16 protein-coding genes are annotated in these 18,531 nt (G+C 32.3%); 1 reads left to right on the top strand and 15 read right to left on the bottom strand.

Translation table 11 applies throughout. The features are described 5' to 3' along the window. Positions 1 to 6: 6 nt before the first annotated feature. The 3 genes from LNQ49_RS21600 to clpB form a co-directional block, all read right to left on the bottom strand. Positions 7 to 426 (bottom strand): hypothetical protein, encoded by a 420-nt coding sequence (locus LNQ49_RS21600; RefSeq protein WP_229991013.1) that lies wholly within the window; start codon positions 424 to 426, stop codon positions 7 to 9. Between the two features lie 196 nt (positions 427 to 622). Next, positions 623 to 1,504, bottom strand: coding sequence for a DUF808 domain-containing protein (locus LNQ49_RS21595; protein WP_229991012.1), 882 nt, complete (start codon positions 1,502 to 1,504; stop codon positions 623 to 625). A 199-nt stretch (positions 1,505 to 1,703) separates the two neighbouring features. Then, on the bottom strand, positions 1,704 to 4,310 hold the full coding sequence (clpB, locus tag LNQ49_RS21590) for an ATP-dependent chaperone ClpB (protein ID WP_229991011.1): 2,607 nt from the start codon (positions 4,308 to 4,310) through the stop codon (positions 1,704 to 1,706). A gap of 156 nt (positions 4,311 to 4,466) precedes the next feature. Here clpB and ytxJ point away from each other — a divergent pair, with 156 nt between their 5' ends. Beyond that, positions 4,467 to 4,856 carry a bacillithiol system redox-active protein YtxJ gene (ytxJ, locus tag LNQ49_RS21585; protein ID WP_229991010.1) on the top strand — a complete coding sequence of 130 codons (390 nt, stop codon included), beginning with the start codon at positions 4,467 to 4,469 and terminating at the stop codon, positions 4,854 to 4,856. Positions 4,857 to 5,013: 157 nt separating this feature from the next. Here the strand turns inward: ytxJ and LNQ49_RS21580 are convergent, their stop codons facing one another. The 12 genes from LNQ49_RS21580 to LNQ49_RS21525 all read right to left on the bottom strand — a co-directional run bounded on the left by LNQ49_RS21580 (position 5,014) and on the right by LNQ49_RS21525 (position 18,226). Next, positions 5,014 to 6,186 (bottom strand): hypothetical protein, encoded by a 1,173-nt coding sequence (locus LNQ49_RS21580; RefSeq protein WP_229991009.1) that lies wholly within the window; start codon positions 6,184 to 6,186, stop codon positions 5,014 to 5,016. Then, a complete protein-coding gene (locus LNQ49_RS21575; protein ID WP_229991008.1) occupies positions 6,183 to 7,178 on the bottom strand; it encodes a DUF2157 domain-containing protein in 996 nt (331 codons plus the stop codon). Before LNQ49_RS21575 ends, LNQ49_RS21580 begins: the two co-directional genes overlap by 4 nt. Before the next feature lie 120 nt (positions 7,179 to 7,298). Beyond that, a complete protein-coding gene (gene argH / locus LNQ49_RS21570; protein ID WP_229991007.1) occupies positions 7,299 to 8,579 on the bottom strand; it encodes an argininosuccinate lyase in 1,281 nt (426 codons plus the stop codon). A 219-nt stretch (positions 8,580 to 8,798) separates the two neighbouring features. Beyond that, positions 8,799 to 9,869, bottom strand: coding sequence for a M20 family metallo-hydrolase (locus tag LNQ49_RS21565; RefSeq protein ID WP_229991006.1), 1,071 nt, complete (start codon positions 9,867 to 9,869; stop codon positions 8,799 to 8,801). A gap of 88 nt (positions 9,870 to 9,957) precedes the next feature. Further along, complete coding sequence (gene argB / locus LNQ49_RS21560) at positions 9,958 to 10,734, bottom strand: acetylglutamate kinase (RefSeq protein WP_229991005.1); 777 nt, start codon at positions 10,732 to 10,734, stop codon at positions 9,958 to 9,960. A 79-nt stretch (positions 10,735 to 10,813) separates the two neighbouring features. Next, entirely contained in the window at positions 10,814 to 11,761 is a 948-nt protein-coding gene (locus LNQ49_RS21555) for an N-acetylornithine carbamoyltransferase (protein WP_229991004.1), read from the bottom strand. Positions 11,762 to 11,904: 143 nt separating this feature from the next. Next, a complete protein-coding gene (proB, locus tag LNQ49_RS21550; RefSeq protein ID WP_229991003.1) occupies positions 11,905 to 12,666 on the bottom strand; it encodes a glutamate 5-kinase in 762 nt (253 codons plus the stop codon). A 291-nt stretch (positions 12,667 to 12,957) separates the two neighbouring features. After that, a complete protein-coding gene (locus LNQ49_RS21545) occupies positions 12,958 to 14,154 on the bottom strand; it encodes a glutamate-5-semialdehyde dehydrogenase (RefSeq protein WP_229991002.1) in 1,197 nt (398 codons plus the stop codon). Between the two features lie 54 nt (positions 14,155 to 14,208). After that, the gene (locus LNQ49_RS21540) at positions 14,209 to 15,348 is read right to left on the bottom strand and encodes an aspartate aminotransferase family protein (RefSeq protein WP_229991001.1); all 1,140 of its coding nucleotides are present in this window, start codon (positions 15,346 to 15,348) and stop codon (positions 14,209 to 14,211) included. 92 nt (positions 15,349 to 15,440) lie between these two features. Then, the gene (gene argC, locus LNQ49_RS21535; RefSeq protein WP_229991000.1) at positions 15,441 to 16,418 is read right to left on the bottom strand and encodes an N-acetyl-gamma-glutamyl-phosphate reductase; all 978 of its coding nucleotides are present in this window, start codon (positions 16,416 to 16,418) and stop codon (positions 15,441 to 15,443) included. Then, the gene (locus LNQ49_RS21530) at positions 16,411 to 17,604 is read right to left on the bottom strand and encodes an argininosuccinate synthase (RefSeq protein WP_229990999.1); all 1,194 of its coding nucleotides are present in this window, start codon (positions 17,602 to 17,604) and stop codon (positions 16,411 to 16,413) included. The genes argC and LNQ49_RS21530 overlap by 8 nt, the downstream gene beginning before the upstream one ends. A gap of 4 nt (positions 17,605 to 17,608) precedes the next feature. Continuing rightward, entirely contained in the window at positions 17,609 to 18,226 is a 618-nt protein-coding gene (locus tag LNQ49_RS21525) for a GNAT family N-acetyltransferase (RefSeq protein ID WP_229990998.1), read from the bottom strand. Positions 18,227 to 18,531 lie beyond the last annotated feature (305 nt).

Raw genomic sequence — 18,531 nt, 5'->3', positions numbered from 1 at the left:
GATTAACTACTCAATAACTACTTTTTGGGTTACAAATTCTGTCTCTGATTTTTTGAATTTTATTTCAAAAGTTCCTTTTTCAGTTGCTTTAAATTTGTATATCGTTTTCTTTGGTTCTGGCACTTGCATAGTACATGGTCCTGTCGAATATTTAGTTTCAACTTGCAATCCTTTTTCTGTACCAATAGTCACCGTACTGATTTTACTAAATTCCCCACAAGCATTATCAACTATATATGTCACATCATAACTAAGTTCTTCATTTACCTTTCCCGTTGCTGGTCCTTTTACTTCAGTTGCCAAAGAAGCTTTTATTATAAATTCAGGAGCAATTGGTTGATCTTCATCTTTATCATTACTGCATGAAACCAATGCTGTTACTAAGAATAATACGACTAAAACTGATTTTAATTTAAACTTTTTCATATAAATAATTATTTGTTGTTAATTACAATATAGATGCAAATAGGTTTCAATGGTTGCTTCATAAAATTGTTAAAAAAACACAACTAAAAACTAAACAACTAAAATTCAATCATTTAATTAAGCAAAAAAAAGTTCGTTTTAGACATAAAAAAAACACCAATCTCTCGATTGGTGTTATATATAATGCGCAAAAAAATTATTCTGCCACTTCTTTTTTTGGAATCATTTTTTTGATTAAAGTTACAATCCCTAAAACCAAAAAGCCAATTATTAGTCCTATGGTAAATTCTTTTACGATTGAAGGCAACTGAGGCACTAGGTGATGAAAAAATTCAATATTATGTACAAATATACCACCTGCTACTAAGATTAAAGCTATTGTACCAATTACTGATAAACTTTGAATCACTTTTGGAAGTGCCTGTACTAGAAGATTTCCAATCGTTTTGGAAATACTACGTTCTTTTTTACTAAGCTGAATCAATTTTAAACCTAATTCATCCATTCTTACAATAAGAGCAACTATACCATAAACCCCAATTGTTGCTACTATAGCTATTATAGAAACAACTAATATTTGTGTTAAAATAGGTTTCCCTATTACAGTACCCAATGCTATAATTACTATTTCTACAGATAATATAAAATCGGTTACGATCGCTGATTTTATTTTTTCTTTTTCAGCAGCTAAAATTTCTTCTTCAGAAAAAGTTTGCGCTGTTACCTCAACTTTTTCATGCTTGTGCGGAAAGAAAAATTCAAATATTTTTTCGGCTCCTTCATAAGCCAAAAAGAGTCCACCCAACACTAAGATTACTATGATTGCTACCGGAAAAAAAGCACTAAGCAAAAATGCTATTGGCAAAATGATTAATTTATTAATAAACGAACCCTTACCAATTGCCCATAATACAGGAAGTTCTCTTGAGGAAATAAACCCTGAAGCTTTTTCGGCATTAACTGCCAAATCATCACCAAGAATACCTGCCGTTTTCTTTACTGCAACTTTACTCATTACTGCAACATCATCCATAATTGCTGCAATATCATCTAATAGAACGAAAAAACCTGATGCCATATAATTGTTTTAGAAACTGCGCTAAATTTGGTAATTAATATCCAAGTTTTCTCGCTAGTTTTATTTCTTAATTTCATGCGAATCTAAGACATTTTGTTTGATTTTTTTTCTTTCAATTTAATCAAATTTATATTTTATTTAAGACATAAAAAAAACACCAGCCTTGCGACTGGTGTTTTCAAATTAATAAAAATCAAAATTATTGGGTTACTTCTTGTGTTTGATTTCTAAAAACCAATTTACCATCAAAAGCATCTAATAAAATAATACTGTCTGTTACTATTTTCCCTGCCAAAATTTCTTTTGACAATTGATTTAAAACATCTCTTTGTATTACACGTTTTACTGGTCTTGCACCGAATTGTGGATCATATCCTTTATTCGACAAATAAGCAATTGCTTCTGGAGTAGCATCCATTGTAATTCCTTGCAATGCCAACATTTTAGTAACACTTTTTAATTGTAAACCAACAATCTGCGTAATATTTTCCACTGTTAAAGGTGGGAACAATACAATTTCGTCAATACGGTTAATGAACTCCGGACGAACCGTTTGTTTCAATAATCCAAGCACTTCTACTTTTGCCGCTTCTGTTGCCGCTTCGATACCCCCCTTTAGGTTTTCGAATTTTTCTTGTATAATCTGACTTCCCATATTAGAAGTCATAATAATAATTGTATTTTTAAAATCGGCCAAACGTCCTTTGTTGTCCGTTAATCGACCTTCATCTAATACTTGTAATAAGATATTAAAAGTATCTGGATGTGCTTTTTCAATCTCATCCAACAGAACTACTGAGTACGGTTTTCTACGTACAGCTTCTGTTAATTGTCCACCTTCATCGTATCCTACATATCCTGGAGGTGCACCTACTAATCTACTTACACTATGTCTTTCTTGATATTCACTCATATCAATTCTGGTCATAGCATTTTCGTCATCAAAAAGATACTCTGCTAATGCTTTTGCTAGCTCTGTTTTACCAACTCCCGTAGTTCCTAAGAAAAGGAATGTACCTACAGGTTTTTTCATGTCCTGTAAACCAGCTCTACTTCGTCTTACAGCATCACTTACTGCTTCAATAGCTTCTTCCTGACCAACAACACGTTTGTGCAATTCATCTTCCAGATGTAAGAGTTTTTCTCTTTCTGTTTGAAGCATTTTTGTAACTGGAACTCCTGTCCATTTTGCAACCACTTCAGCAATATCTTCTCTTGTAACCTCTTCTTTAATCAAAGAATTACCGGATTGATACTCTTGCAATTGTTTCAATAAAACATCCAGTCTTTCTTGTGCTTCTTTTATTTTTCCGTAACGAATTTCGGCTACTTTACCATAGTCTCCATTACGCTCTGCACGTTCTGCTTCGTGTTTAAAATCTTCTATTTCTAATTTCACAGCTTGAACTCCATCTACGACATCTTTTTCAGATTTCCATTTAGCGTAGATTTCATTTCGCTCTTCTTTTAGATTAGCCAATTCCATTCGCAGAACCTTCAGTTTATTTTCTTCTTTTTCGCGTTTTATGGCTTCGATCTCAATTTCTAATTGCATTATTTTTCGATCCAAAACATCCAATTCCTCAGGTTTTGAGTTGATCTCCATACGCAATTTAGAAGCTGCCTCATCCATTAAATCAATCGCCTTATCTGGTAAGAAACGATTGGTAATGTAACGTTGAGAAAGCTCGACTGCCGCAATAATTGCTTCGTCTTTTATCTGAACCTTATGATGCGTTTCATATTTTTCCTTGATTCCACGCAAAATCGAAATAGCACTTTCTGTATCTGGCTCGTCGATTAGAATTTTTTGGAATCGACGTTCCAGCGCTTTATCTTTCTCAAAATATTTTTGATACTCATCTAATGTCGTAGCACCAATTGCTCTTAATTCTCCACGTGCCAAAGCTGGTTTTAGGATATTAGCAGCATCCATTGCTCCTTCTCCTCCACCTGCTCCTACAAGTGTATGAATCTCATCTATGAATAAAACAATATCACCTTCCGCTGCAGTAACTTCTTTAACTACCGATTTCAATCGCTCTTCAAACTCACCTTTGTATTTTGCACCGGCAATTAAAGCTCCCATATCTAATGAGAAAACAATTTTATCTTTTAAGTTCTCAGGTACGTCACCATCAACAATTCTGTGTGCTAAACCTTCAGCAATAGCTGTTTTACCAACTCCAGGTTCACCAATTAACATTGGGTTATTCTTGGTTCTACGAGTTAGAATCTGTAATACACGTCGAATTTCTTCATCACGACCAATAACAGGATCTAACTTTCCTGTACGTGCTAATTCATTTAAGTTTTTAGCATATTTATTTAAGGAGTTATATGTCTCTTCGGCTGATGCAGAAGTTACACGTTCTCCTTTACGTAATTCCTCTATAGCGGCTTTTAAGCCTTTACCTGTTACTCCTTGATCTTTTAAGATTTGAGCAACTTTACTTTTTGAGTCAAAAATTGCAAGCATTAAATGTTCGATTGAAACATATTCATCGTTCATTTTTTGTGCAATAATTTCCGCTTCATTCAATGCTTTATTAGCATCTCTCGAAAGCAATATATCTCCTCCCGATACTTTCGGGAAGCTCTGAATTGTGCTATCAAGAATTTGAAGAAATAAAGGCACATTTACATTGAGTTTTTTCAAAATAAACGGCGCTACATTTTCATCAACTTCAAAAATAGCTTTGAAGATATGCTCATTCTCTATTTGCTGTTGACCATTTTGTTGAGCCAACTGCTGAGAGAGCTGAATAGCTTCTTGCGATTTGATTGTAAATTTATTTATGTTCATCTTTATATTGATTTATGATTTATGATTCTATTTTAATAAGTAACTTTGTTTATTATTTCTCAAAATACATTCCACAACAATAAAACGGACAAAATGGCGCTTTAAATTCGGTTTTAATCATTTTTAAATGCCAAAAAGTCATAAAACAGACATAACATGAGTTTTTTATCATCATTATTTGGAGATTCTGACCAAAATAAACCATCAGAAACAAAAATAAACTGGATTCCTTTAACAAGTTTAGAGCAGTTAGACCAAATTGAGGCGGAGTCTAAAGATAAGCAAATTCTTATATTTAAACACAGTACTCGATGTAGTATTAGCAAAATGGCACTAAAACAATTTGAAAGAGAATATGATTTGGATGATAAAGTTAAGGCTTATTTCCTTGATTTGATAGCACATCGTGATGTTTCGAATGAAATAGCATCTCGTTTCAATGTTACTCATCAATCTCCTCAATTATTACTTATTAAGGACGGAAAATCTATATATAATGTTTCTCACAGCGATATTGATGCTGAGGCTTTGAAAAGTAAAGTGTAAAATGTTTTCTGTAAAATGCAAGATATTTTAAGTCAAACGTCTTTTGTGAAAAATAAAAAGCAAAACACTGAACTACTAATTCAATGTTTTGCTTTTTCAGCTTTTATTTAATTTTGATGTTTCTCTCTTACGTTTTACAAACATCATTTCACAGTCATTAAAAACTTCCACCTGAACCTCCTCCACTAAAATCTCCTCCTCCAAACTCCATTGGCGATGCCTCTGGTTTTATCTCTGGCTTCATTCCAAATGTAGAAGCTATAATTAAAGCTTCAGCATTGAGCAGTGAATTTGAATTTGAGATCCTATCTGGTTTGAATGTTAATCCAGTTTCGTTATTTTTTATTTTTTTTATCGAAAAGAATGCGACAGCAAACAAAACTAATCCCCCAATTGTCAATGCTACTTCTATTGGTAAAACAGAATAATAAAATCGGAAAGAGTAAAATGAAAAAGCAATTGCCAAGAAGCTTATCCAAAGCATTATTCTATCCTTGTTCCTTAGTGCAAAAAACAAATAAAGCACTGGAATAATAAATGTGAAACTCCAAAAAAATAATGGAAATGGAATTTCTGGACTTACTTCATAATAACCACCTAATAAACTAGCCGAAAACTCTCTTACAACTAAATAATTTCCAGAAAGGTATAGCAATATTAGACTGGCACTTTTTATTAAAAGAATTCCATTATAATGAAAGGATTCTGTAAGGTTTTCTAAAAGTTTTTTGCAGAAAAAGAAAGTTCCAATACTAAATAACATCATAAAAAAAGGAAGAATTGCTTGTCCCGCTTCTAAATAATCAAATATTCCACATCCCAATGTTACTGTTAAAGCCACATAAAATACAAAAGCTGACAATAAATGTAGGTAACGTAAATACATTATTAAGGAAATTATTGTAACGGTAATTGCAATCACTAATATATTATCTCCTCTTCCTGAAATTGCAATTGCAAAACCAGCATTTAATATTGTTCCCAAAATAAATGCATCATCTAATCCGTGCCTGTAGTAATTATTTCTCACTAAAAACTCAGAACCAGCGAACCCAACTATAGCAAAAATATAACAACAAACATACCCAAAATCACTATTTGAAGTAGTAAACCCCATCAATGCTATAACACCACATATCGATAAATATAAAAATGCTCCCAATAGAAAGAAACCTATACGTACCAAAATATTGTGATGAATTTTAAATGATGGCAATTCTTTTTTCATCGAATTATATTGCTCTTTACTAATAAAACCAGCGCTTTGCAGCGAATCTGCCTCTTTTAATAAAGATAAATTTTCTAATAATCTTTTATCATGGATACTCATACCGCAGTTTCTTTATTAAAGTTCTTAATTAGTTTTATAAATATTATTATGGATCCAATAAAATAAAGCGGAAGCATTACCACGAATAACATCCATATATCTGAAAAATCTATATTTGAAAAAACTCTAAATAAAAATATATTTATCCCTATGTATGCATAGATAATTGTAAATACAAATAATGAAATTGCCCTTAGTTTATAACTTACTTTATAAAAATAATAAGATGACCCTGCAAGAATAATGGCGAAAGGAATCCATAAACCATAATACACATTAATCATATTACTAATAGTAGCAATACTAATTATATGCAATGCAAACGTTAGATAAATTAAAGCAAAATGTTCTTTTAGAGAAATTCGCGCACTATAAATTGACCATAAAACTAGTAAAACACCTAGTATTATTGCCGAATAACTTAAATCTTGATTTAAATAAAAATCATTATGAAGTAAGTCCTGTGGTGTTACTGAAAATCCGATATAAGCTGCTAAACCTGTAATAGCAATAGTTAAAACACTTTTATTATCGAAGTAATACGCACAGAAAAAGCTAATAACTGTTGGTATTAGCGTAGCCAAACCATAGTGCGTACCAAAGGATTGGTATTGAAACTGCAAATAACCGATAAAAATACAAGTTAGAATATTGGCCGTAAGTACTAGATAATCTAAAACTGGGCTTTCAAAAGAGGTTTCTGATTTCTGAAATCCATTAGAGTTTTTAAAACAATAATAAAAACAAACTCCAATAATGATAAGTAATATCGATAAAATAGCAATATGACCAATGCTATCAATGTTTTTATAAATTAACACTCCTATTCCCGAAGTAAATAGCAAAACTGAGAGATACAAAAATAGCTTTAATTCGTTGTGTAAAGAAAAAATTCCTAAACTACGATAAGCCTTAACTTGTACAAATTGTTCTTGGGTAATTAGTTTTTCCTCAAAAAGTTTTTGAGTTGCTTGTTCATCAAATTGTGCCATACTAATTAATTTATTGATAACTAATCATCAAATATATGTATTTGGCATGAATTTTCTGTCTTAGAAAAAAAGGTTTTATTCAAAAAAAATGCGCTATGAAATTATAGCGCATTTTATAAATTAATAAGAACTCTTCATTTTTTCTTTTATCGCATCTAAACACAAATTATTGATACTTCCTTCATGTGTGTGTTTTGTTTCTTTTGGCGACTTAAAAGTACCTTTTTCTAGTTGTTCGGCAACTTCTTTGTAAGCATCTCTAAATGGCATTCCTGCAACAACCATTTCATTTAATGTATCTACTGTAAACAGATAATCATATTTCTTATCGTCTAGAATGTGGTCTTTTACTGTAATGTCTTTTATTGAAAAAATAGCAATATCCAAACAAGCCTTAAGATTTTGAATTGCTGGAAATAATCCTTCCTTTAAAAGCTGCAAATCTCTATGATAACCACTTGGTAAATTGTTTGTAATTAATGTAATTTCATACGGCAATGCTTGTATCTTATTACACTTACCACGAATTAACTCAAATACATCTGGGTTCTTTTTATGTGGCATAATGCTTGAACCCGTTGTAAGATGTGATGGCAAACTGATAAAATCAAAATTCTGACTCATATACAAACAAACATCCATTGCAAACTTAGACAATGTTGCCGCAACGCTGCTCATAGCAAACGCAACAGTTTTCTCTGCTTTACCACGACTCATTTGTGCAGCTACAGCATTGTATTTTAATGCTTCAAATCCTAATTCTTGTGTTGTAAATGTTCTGTTTATAGGGAATGAACTTCCGTAACCTGCTGCTGACCCTAATGGGTTTTGATCTACAATTTTGGCAGCTGCATTAAGCATCGTAATATCATCTATAAGGCTTTCTGCATAAGCAGAAAACCACATCCCGAATGATGATGGCATTGCAATTTGCAAATGTGTATATCCTGGTAATAATATATTTTGATGTTTCTCAGCAGATTCCATCAATAAATCAAAAAGGCTTTTTACTTGCTCTTTTAGTGCTTTTACTTCGTCTTTTAAGTATAAATGTACATCTACCAAAACTTGATCGTTACGAGAACGTGCAGTGTGGATTTTCTTCCCTGCATCACCTAATTTCACTGTTAGCAAATATTCGATTTTAGAATGTACATCCTCAAAACTATCTTCGATAACGAAATTTCCTGCTTCAGCATCGACAATGATTTCATTTAAAGCATCTACTAATGAATTGGTTTCATCTGCCATTAAAAGTCCAATTTGCCCTAACATTTTTGCATGCGCAATTGATCCTAATGCATCATATTTTGCCAAAACCAAATCAAGTTCTCTATCGTTTCCTACTGTGAATTGTTCGATTTTTTTGTCAGTTGGTATTCCTTTTTCCCAAAGTTTCATAACTTAGATTTTTAGACTATTAGATTTTTAGACTTCTTAGATTTGATCTCTAATTTAGGACTAATGTCATCGTTTATACTAGTGGCGTTTCTAGCCCCGATAGAAGTGGAAATCCTTTTGTTTTTTTCTTTAAAAATAAAAGATTACAACGAATAGCGGGTCCCGATAATTATCGGGATAGCTTCTTATCCTTCGACTTCGCTCAGGATAATATTTTTTTTATAGTTTAAAGAAATCCGTTAGTATTTTGATATACAATTCGATTCCTTCCTCAATTTCGTTTATAAAAATAAATTCATCTGCCGAATGTGAACGTAACGTTTCTCCTGGTCCCAATTTTAATGATTGACAGCTTAAAACCGATTGATCCGAAAGCGTTGGTGATCCGTATGTTGTTCTTCCTAAAGTAATTCCTGCTTGTACCAAAGCATGCGCAATTGGAATTGAGGATGCATTAAGATGCATCGACCGTGGTGTAACCTCTGCTTTTACATTGGCTTTTACTACTTCTAGAATTTCTGTGTTTGAATAACAATCGTTTACACGAATATCGATCACCAAATCACATTCTGAAGGCACCACATTATGTTGCTTACCAGCATTTATTTGGGTTACAGTCATTTTAACTGGTCCTAAAACATCTGATATTTTATCGTATTTATAATTTCTAAACCATTCCATTACCGGAATAGCATTGTATAATGAGTTATCTTCGTTTTGATGGGCTGCGTGACTTGCCGTTCCTTTTACTTTTACATCCAACACCAATAATCCTTTTTCAGCTACTGCCAATTGCATTAATGTAGGCTCTCCTACGATAGCACAATCTAGTTTTGGCAAATGCTGCAGGACACTATTTAGTCCATTTTTTCCACTACTTTCTTCTTCTGCAGAAGCTACAATTACCAAATTATATGGTAATTTTTCGTTGTTATAAAAATGCACAAACGTTGCCAATAAAGATACCAAACAACCTCCAGCATCATTACTACCCAATCCAAATAATTTGCCATCTTTTACAATTGCTTTAAAAGGATCGTTTGTATATGCTTGATTTGGCTTTACTGTATCGTGGTGTGAATTAAGCAAAAGTGTAGGCTTCTTTTCATCAAAATACTTATTGAAAGCCCATACATTATTATTTTCTCTCTTAAAAGGAATTTCGTTTTGATTGAACCAATTTTCTATTAAAAGTGCCGTTTGATCTTCTTCACTTGAAAATGAAGGCGTTTCGATTAAACTTTTTAATAATGCTATTGCTTCTTGCTGGAGCGTTTCTATATTTTTCATTTTTAAATAGGTACTGAGGTACTAAGATTCTGAGGTTTCTAAGATTGCAAAAATCATGGTTTCTTAGAAACTTAGCAACTTTTTTCTTTTATAATTTAATCGTTGTGTGCAATATATTAGAATTTTGCAACATACTATGGTGTCCAATTTTTATTGTTTGAACTCCCTTTGACAAGCTATTGAAACAATTATCGAGTTTAGGAATCATTCCTGAGTGAATCACTTTTTCGGCTTTTAGCTTTGCGTATAAAGACTCATTTATTTCTGTAATTACTGATAAATCATCTTCTGAATCTGACAAAACACCTTGTTTTTCAAAACAATATGTAAGCGTCACATCAAAAACTTCTGATAAAGCAATCGCTAATTCACTTGCAATTGTATCTGCATTTGTGTTTAACAATTGTCCGTTTTTATCGTGTGTAATGGCGCAAAAAACTGGAACAATTCCGTTTTCAAGCAATGTAGCCAATAGTTTTGTATTAACTTGTTTTACATCGCCTACAAAACCGTAATCTATTGTTGGATGGTTTCTTTTTGTTGATTGAATCAAATTCCCATCTGCTCCCGAAAAACCAATTGCATTATTGTCTTTAGACTGCAATTGAGCTACAATATTTTTATTAATCTGACCTGCGTAAATCATTACTACAACATCTAGCATTGCAGCATCTGTTATACGTCGGCCATCAATCATTTGAGGAACTAAACCAATACTTTCAGCCATTTTTGTTGCCGATTTCCCTCCTCCATGAACCAATACCTTATACCCTTCTATTTTAGAAAAATCGGTTAAAAATTGTTCTAATTCGGTTGGATTATCAATTATATTTCCGCCTATTTTTATTACTGTAACTTTTTTCATTTTTGGTTCTGAGTGTCTAAGATTCTAAGTGTCTGAGGTTCTAAGCATCTTAGACACTTAGAACCTTAGCAACTTTACTCTACAATTTCTTCAATATCTTCTGTAACACTAATTGTGCTGAATATGTTCTATTATTTGCCTGTTGGATTACGATTGAATTTTCACTGTCGATTACTTCATCGCTTACGATTACATTACGACGAACAGGAAGGCAATGCATAAATTTTCCGTTGTTTGTTAAAGCCATTTTTTCGGCTGTAACAGTCCATGTTGGGTCTACATTGGTTACTTTTCCATAATCGTTAAAGTTACTCCAGTTTTTTACATATACAAAGTCAGCGTTTTCAAAAGCTTTATTTTGATCGTATTCTATTTTACTGTCTTTTGTAATTTCTGGACTCAATTCGTACCCTTCTGGATGTGTGATTACAAAATCCATATCTTTTTGCATTTGCATCATTTCTACAAATGAATTCGCTACAGCTTGAGGCAAAGCCTTAGGATGTGGTGCCCATGAAAGCACTACTTTTGGTTTGTGCTTGGTTTTATATTCTTCCATCGTAATGGCATCTGCTAAAGACTGCATCGGATGACGAACCGCACTTTCCATATTTACGATTGGCACAGTTGCATATTTTATAAATCCAGAGATAACCGTTTCGGCATAATCTTTTTCTTTGTCTTCTAAACCTGCAAATGCACGAATTGCAATAATATCACAATATTGTGAAACGACTTCTGCTGCTTCTTTTATGTGCTCTGAAGCTCCAGAATTCATAATTGCACCATCTTCAAACTCCAATGTCCAACCTTCATTAGTGAAATTCATTACCATAACATTCATACCTAAGTTTAAAGCTGCTTTTTGAGTACTCAAACGCGTTCTTAAACTTGGATTAAAAAATAACATTCCTAGGGTTTTATTCTTCCCTAAGCTTTGATTTTTAAGCGGATTCTTTTTAATTTTTAATGCGCCTTTTACCCATTTTGATAATGAGTTGATATCTTGAATTGAAATATAGTTCATAGTTATATTTATTTAATCGGTTAATCGTCTTTTGTTTAATCGTTTTTACCAATTAAACAAATCCGACTTATATTGTTTCTAAAAAATTGTGTTTCTAATGCTCTATTGTTAAATCAATTAAACGAATTAACGATTAAACACCTTTACACAATCTTTGTAAAAGAAATCTCATTTTTTAATGCTTTTAGAATAAAATTATCATCTAATCCGTTTACGATCCAGGTCTCGATATTTGCTGCTTTAGCAATAGCTGCTGCTTCAATTTTTGACTGCATTCCTCCTGTTCCGTGTGACGATTTTGATTCTCCAATTTCTTTTTCCAAAATCCGCAAATCATTTACTAAAGCTATCGTTTCTGGCTCTTCATTATGAATAGAGGCTTTTGTATAAATTCCACTTGTGTTAGTGGCAATAATCAAAAGATCTACATTTAATAAAACTGCTGCCAATGCTGCTAGTTTATCATTATCACCAAACTGAATTTCATCAGTAGCAACTGTATCATTTTCATTAATTATCGGAATGTAATTGTTCTCTACCAAAACATTAATTGTATTTACAATATTTATTTTGGATTGCTCCTTTTCAAAATCTGAATATGACAACAAACATTGTGAGGTAAGTAAACCTAAATCGCTAAAATTCTCATGGAAAATCCGCATTAAATGTGGCTGTCCTATTGAAGCTAACGCTTGTTTTACAATAATCTCTTTGCCTTTGCTTTCCAGTTTCACAAATTGTTTCGCTGCCGCAATAGCTCCTGAGCTTACGATTACAAATTCGTATTTGTCATTTAAAGCTGCGATTTGAATTCCAATATCTTCAATTTTTCCTCTTGAAATATGATTGGTTTCCTTCGTTAACGTATTACTTCCTATTTTTAATAAAATTCTTTTTTTGCTCATTTTTTTAAAGTCTCTAAGATACTAAGAATCTAAGTTTTGAAAATCTAAAATCTTCAACCGCAAAGGGCGCAAGCTTTTTTTATATTGTAAATCTTTTATAAACGCTAAGTTCGCAAAGCTACATCTGAAATCGAAAATCATTATTCAGCAATCTATTTACCGTAAAAGACGCAACGTTTTTTATATTGCAAATCTTGTATAAACGCTAAGTTCGCAAAGCTATATCTGAAATTGAAAATCATTATTCAGTAATCTAAATTCTAAGATAGTCTAACAATCTAAGAAGTCTAATTATCTAATTTGTCCTTCACCATAAATATACCATTTATTGGTTACAAGATGTTGCAAACCAATTGGTCCTCTTTGATGGAGTTTGTCTGTGCTAATAGCTAATTCTCCACCTAAGCCGAGCTGCCCTCCATCAGTAAATCGAGTCGATGCATTATGGTAAACTGCAGCTGCATCTATAGATTCCATAAATTCCTGAGCGACAGTATTATTTCTTGTAATAATCGCTGCGGAATGTCCTCCACAATACTTATTTATTTTTGCAATGGCATCTAATTCCGAATCGATCGCTCCTAACACTATTTTATAATCCAAAAATTCTTCATACCAGACATCTTCATTTTCCAAGACACTGGTATTTGTAAACGTTTTTAATGTTTTATCTACAATAATCTCTACTTTCGACTCATCCAATTCTTCTATCAAAATAGCTAGAAAACCTTCAAAATTAGGTAATCGTGAATCTATTAGAACCTTATCTATTGCATTACAAGCTGAGATTTTAGATGTTTTTGCATTCAAAATTACTTTCAAAGCAATATCTGTATCTGCTTCTTTATGAACGTAAACAAAATTATTTCCCCGCCCACTTACAATAACTGGACAAGTCGCATGTGCTTTTACAAACTCAATTAATTTTTCGCCACCCCGAGGTACTATTAAATCTACTTTTTGTGTTGGTTTTTCTAAAAAAGCCTGTGTTTCCTGACGATTGTAGTTTAAATACTCAACCCATTCTGTCGAAACATTATTTTCCTCCAAAGCTTGATGCCATAAACTCACAATTTTTAAATTTGATTTTAAGGCTTCCTTTCCTCCTTTAAGTAAAATTTTATTTCCAGATTTAAAAGCAATTCCACCTGCTTCGATAGTTACATCAGGTCTTGATTCATAAATAATCAATATTGTACCAAAGGCTGCTGTTTTATTACTGACTTTAATTCCGTTTTCATGAACAAAATGAAATCTTTCTATACCAACTGGGTCTTCTTGAGAAGCCAATTGATTCAATGACAAAATCATTTCATCAACCTTAGCATTATCTACTTTTAAACGTTCTTCCATGGCTAAATCAGAGCCATTGTAAGCGGCTAGATCAGCTTGATTCGTCAGAATAATTTGGTTCCTTTCCTCTTCAACGAGCCTTGCCATCGAAAGTAAAACCAAATTCCTCTTTTCAATTGATAATTGGTGATTCATAATTTTTGTAGTTGGTTGTTTGGTAGTAGTTGTTATGTAGTTAGCAATGAAAAACTAATGCCCTAATTCAGCTAAACTCTCTTTCAATGCAACGATAAATGCATCTATATCTGATTTTTTCACTGTCAGTGAAGGCAAAATTCTCAACAGATTTTTGTTATTAGCACTTCCAGTAAAAATATGTTTTTCGATAATCAGTTTCTTTCTCAAGGCTGCAACATCAAATTCAAATTCAACACCAAGCATCAATCCTTTTCCTTTTACCTTTATAATTTGAGGCACTTGTTTGATTTGCTCAAAAAAGTATGCAGAAACTTCGTTTACATTATCCTGTAATTTCAATTTTTCCATTACATCTAAAACTGCAATTCCAGCAGCACAAGACAAATGACTTCCTCCAAAAGTAGTTCCTAATAATCCGAAACTAGCCTCAAACTCAGGTGAAATCAAGATAGCTCCAACAGGAAAACCATTCCCCATTCCTTTTGCTACCGAAATAATATCTGCTTTAATATTGTGATGTTGGTATGCAAAAAACTTTCCGCTTCTTCCGTAACCTGATTGCACTTCATCTAAAATTAAAACAGCACCGTGTTGTTTACAAGCCTTTTCTAAAGCTTGAAAAAACGCAGTTGTTCCTTCATCTAAACCACCTACTCCTTGAATTCCTTCGATAATTACACTAGAAACATCTCCTTTTTGAAGTTCTGCTTCTACTAATTCGATATTATTTAAAGGTAAAAAAGTAACTACTTGTTGTGCATTTATTGGAGCTACAATTTTTTTATTATCAGTAACTGCAACTGCTGCCGAAGTTCTTCCGTGAAAAGAATTATCAAAAGCTATAACTCTTGATTTTCCGTTATGAAATGAAGCTAGTTTCAATGCATTTTCATTTGCTTCTGCTCCTGAACTACATAAAAACAATTCATAGTCTTCTAATCCAGAAAGTTTTCCTAGCTTTTCAGCTAATTCTACTTGCAAAGGATTCTGAATTGCATTTGAATAAAATCCTAAATTATCCAATTGATTTTTCAGTTTTGCTACATAATCAGCTTGTGTGTGTCCAATAGAGATTACTCCATGACCACCATATAAATCTAAATATTCTATTCCGTTATTATCTGTAATTGTGCAATCTAATGCTTTTACAGGAGTAATATCATATAATGGGTAAACGTTAAATAAGTTCATTTTTTTTATTGTTAAATGTTATTAGTAAAAGGCTAGCTATCGATATGTAAGTACTATAAATACATTTTACACCTCACCTTTAACTTTCATTTTTAAAATCCGCTTGGTTTCAAATGTAAACCTGTAGTTTCTGGTAATCCAAACATTAAATTCATATTTTGAATTGCTTGTCCAGAAGCTCCTTTGGTTAAGTTATCGATTATTGACGTAATTAATAACCGGTTTCCTTTTTTAGTTAAACTAATAATACACTTGTTTGTTTGTACAACCTGTTTCATATTGATATTGGTTGTAGTAACGGTTACAAACGGTTCATTTTTATAAAAATCTTCATATTTTGTAGCGATTTCATCTAAGCTCTCTTCCACAGTAGTATATAGTGTTGCAAAAATTCCTCTTGCAAAATCTCCTCTATTCGGGATGAACAACAACTCATTTGAATAAGCTGCTTGTAATTGGTTTACACTCTGGTTTATCTCTCCTAAATGCTGATGATCAAACGCTTTATAATGTGACATATTATTTGATCTCCAACTAAAATGTGTCGTTTCTGAAGGACTTACACCAGCTCCAGTACTTCCTGTTGTAGCATTAATATGTATATCATTTTCTAAAAGTTCATTCTTAGCCAATGGCAATAATGCCAATTGAATTGCTGTTGCAAAACAACCTGGATTTGCAATATAATTTGCTTTTTTAATAGCTGTTTTATTCAATTCTGGCAATCCATAAACAAATTGTTTTCCTTCAAAATTTGAATCTTTAGTCAATCTAAAATCATTTCCTAAATCGATGATTTTTGTATGACCAGCAAAATTATTTTCTTGTAAAAACAAAATAGATTTCCCGTGTCCAAGACATAAAAAAACAACGTTTACATTTGGATTAATTGCATTGGTAAAATCCATTTCGATATCTCCCAACAAATCGTGATGTGCAACAGAAAGTGGCTTACCTGCATTGGTTGTACTGTATACAAAATCAATATTCACATTGGGATGATACATCAATATTCTTATCAATTCCCCAGCTGTATAGCCTGAACCGCCTATTATTCCAACATTAATCATAATCTAAGTGATTTACAGATGAAAATATGTTTTGTGCATTTCCTAAAATCTTTATAAATCCTTTGGCATCATCTGATGTCCAAGCGTTGTTCATTTCTCCATATTGACCAAATCCTGTATTCATTAAATCATTATCTGATTCAATTCCGTCAAGCGAAAAGTGATATGGTTTTAATGAAACAATTACAGTTCCATTTACAGTTTTTTGAGTATCTTCAAGAAAAGCTTCAATGTTACGCATTACTGGATCTAAAAACTGACCTTCATGAAACAACATTCCATACCAGTTCCCTAATTGTTCTTTCCAATATTGCTGCCATTTACCAAGTGTATGTTTCTCTAATAAATGATGTGCTTTTATGATTATCAATGGTGCAGCAGCTTCAAAACCTACTCTTCCTTTAATACCAATAATAGTATCTCCTACGTGAATATCTCTACCAATTGCATAAGCATTGGCCAATTTTTCTAGAATAACAATATTTTTGGTTGGTGTGTTTTTTACGTTATTTACACCAACTAGTTCTCCTTTTTCAAATTGTAGCGTAACTTTCTCTTCTCCTTCTTTTTGCAATTGCGAAGGATATGCTTCACTTGGTAAAGCTTGGCTAGAAGTTAAGGTTTCTTTTCCTCCTACACTTGTTCCCCAAAGCCCTTTATTAATAGAATATTGTGCTTTTTCCCAAGAATAGTGAACTCCATTTTTTTGTAAATAGTCTACTTCTTCTTGTCTTGACAATTTCAAATCTCTAATTGGAGTAATGATTTCAATTTCGGGAGCAATTGTCTGAAAAATTAAATCAAATCTAATTTGATCATTTCCAGCTCCTGTACTTCCGTGTGCAATTGCCTCTGCTCCTACTTTTTTAGCATATTTTATTGCTTCAATAGCTTGAAAAACACGTTCCGCACTTACAGATAATGGATATGTATTGTTTTTTAATACATTTCCATAAATCAAATATTTTATAGCTTTATCATAGTATTTATCTACGATTGTAAGATTTGCATGCTGAGCACTTCCTAATTCGTAAGCTCTTTCTTCAATAGCATTTAATTCTTCTTCATCGAAACCTCCTGTATTAATAAGTACAGTGTGGACTTCATATCCTTTTTCATTTTTTAAATATTTAAGGCAGTACGAAGTATCTAATCCTCCGCTATAAGCTAATACAACTTTTTTCATAATTTTATTTTTTTAAGAAAAGGGCTTGTTTAATTGATTTTAATCTATTGAGTACTTTTACGTTGAAAGGATGTTTTGGCGGATCTTTTTGTTTTTCTTTTGGATCGTATAACATTCCTGTGCATAAGCACATTTTATTTTCTTTACTTTTTAATATTTCATAATTCGTACAAGTTTTGCAACCTGCCCAAAAGCTTGGATCACTTGTAAGTTCCGAAAAAGGAACTGGCTTATACCCTAAATCTGAGTTAATTTTCATAACTGCTAGACCTGTTGTGATACCAAATATTTTGGCATCTGGGTATTTCTCTAATGAGTAATCAAAAACTTTTGATTTAATTTTTTTGGCTAAACCTAAGTTTCTATAATCTGGATGTACTATCAATCCCGAATGAGCTACAAACTTGCCATGTTGCCAGCTTTCGATATAACAAAAACCTGCAAATTTACCATCTGCCAAAGCAATCAATGCGTCTCTGTTCTCCATTTTTTTCTGAATATATTCTGGAGTTCTTTTAGCAATTCCGGTACCTCTCAATAAGGCAGACGACTCTATAGTATCGCATATTTCTTGCGCATATTTATAATGTTCTTCTTGTGTTACAACAATAGAGATCTTCATTTCAATAGTTGAAGTTAGGGTTAAAAAATAAAGTATGATTTTTTTTCTGAAACCCAAGAGTTGCTTCAGCAAAGCTAAATAAAATATACGTAAAACCCTTAATATCAGAAAGATGATATTGAGAAATTTTTAAATAAAACGTACTTCTAGGATGTGTTTGTCCAAAGGACAACTTAGGTAATTTCAAGACAAAAAAATGAATATAAATAAATACAACGAAAAACTCTTATAATACTATAGAGATAGTATCCGTACTACGGGAGAAGTAGCAGGTGAGTTTGTCCGCGACAAAGAAGTTATATGTA

Source organism: Flavobacterium pisciphilum (assembly GCF_020905345.1).
Lineage (GTDB): Bacteria > Bacteroidota > Bacteroidia > Flavobacteriales > Flavobacteriaceae > Flavobacterium > Flavobacterium pisciphilum.
This window is presented reverse-complemented; position numbering and strand designations above follow the sequence as displayed.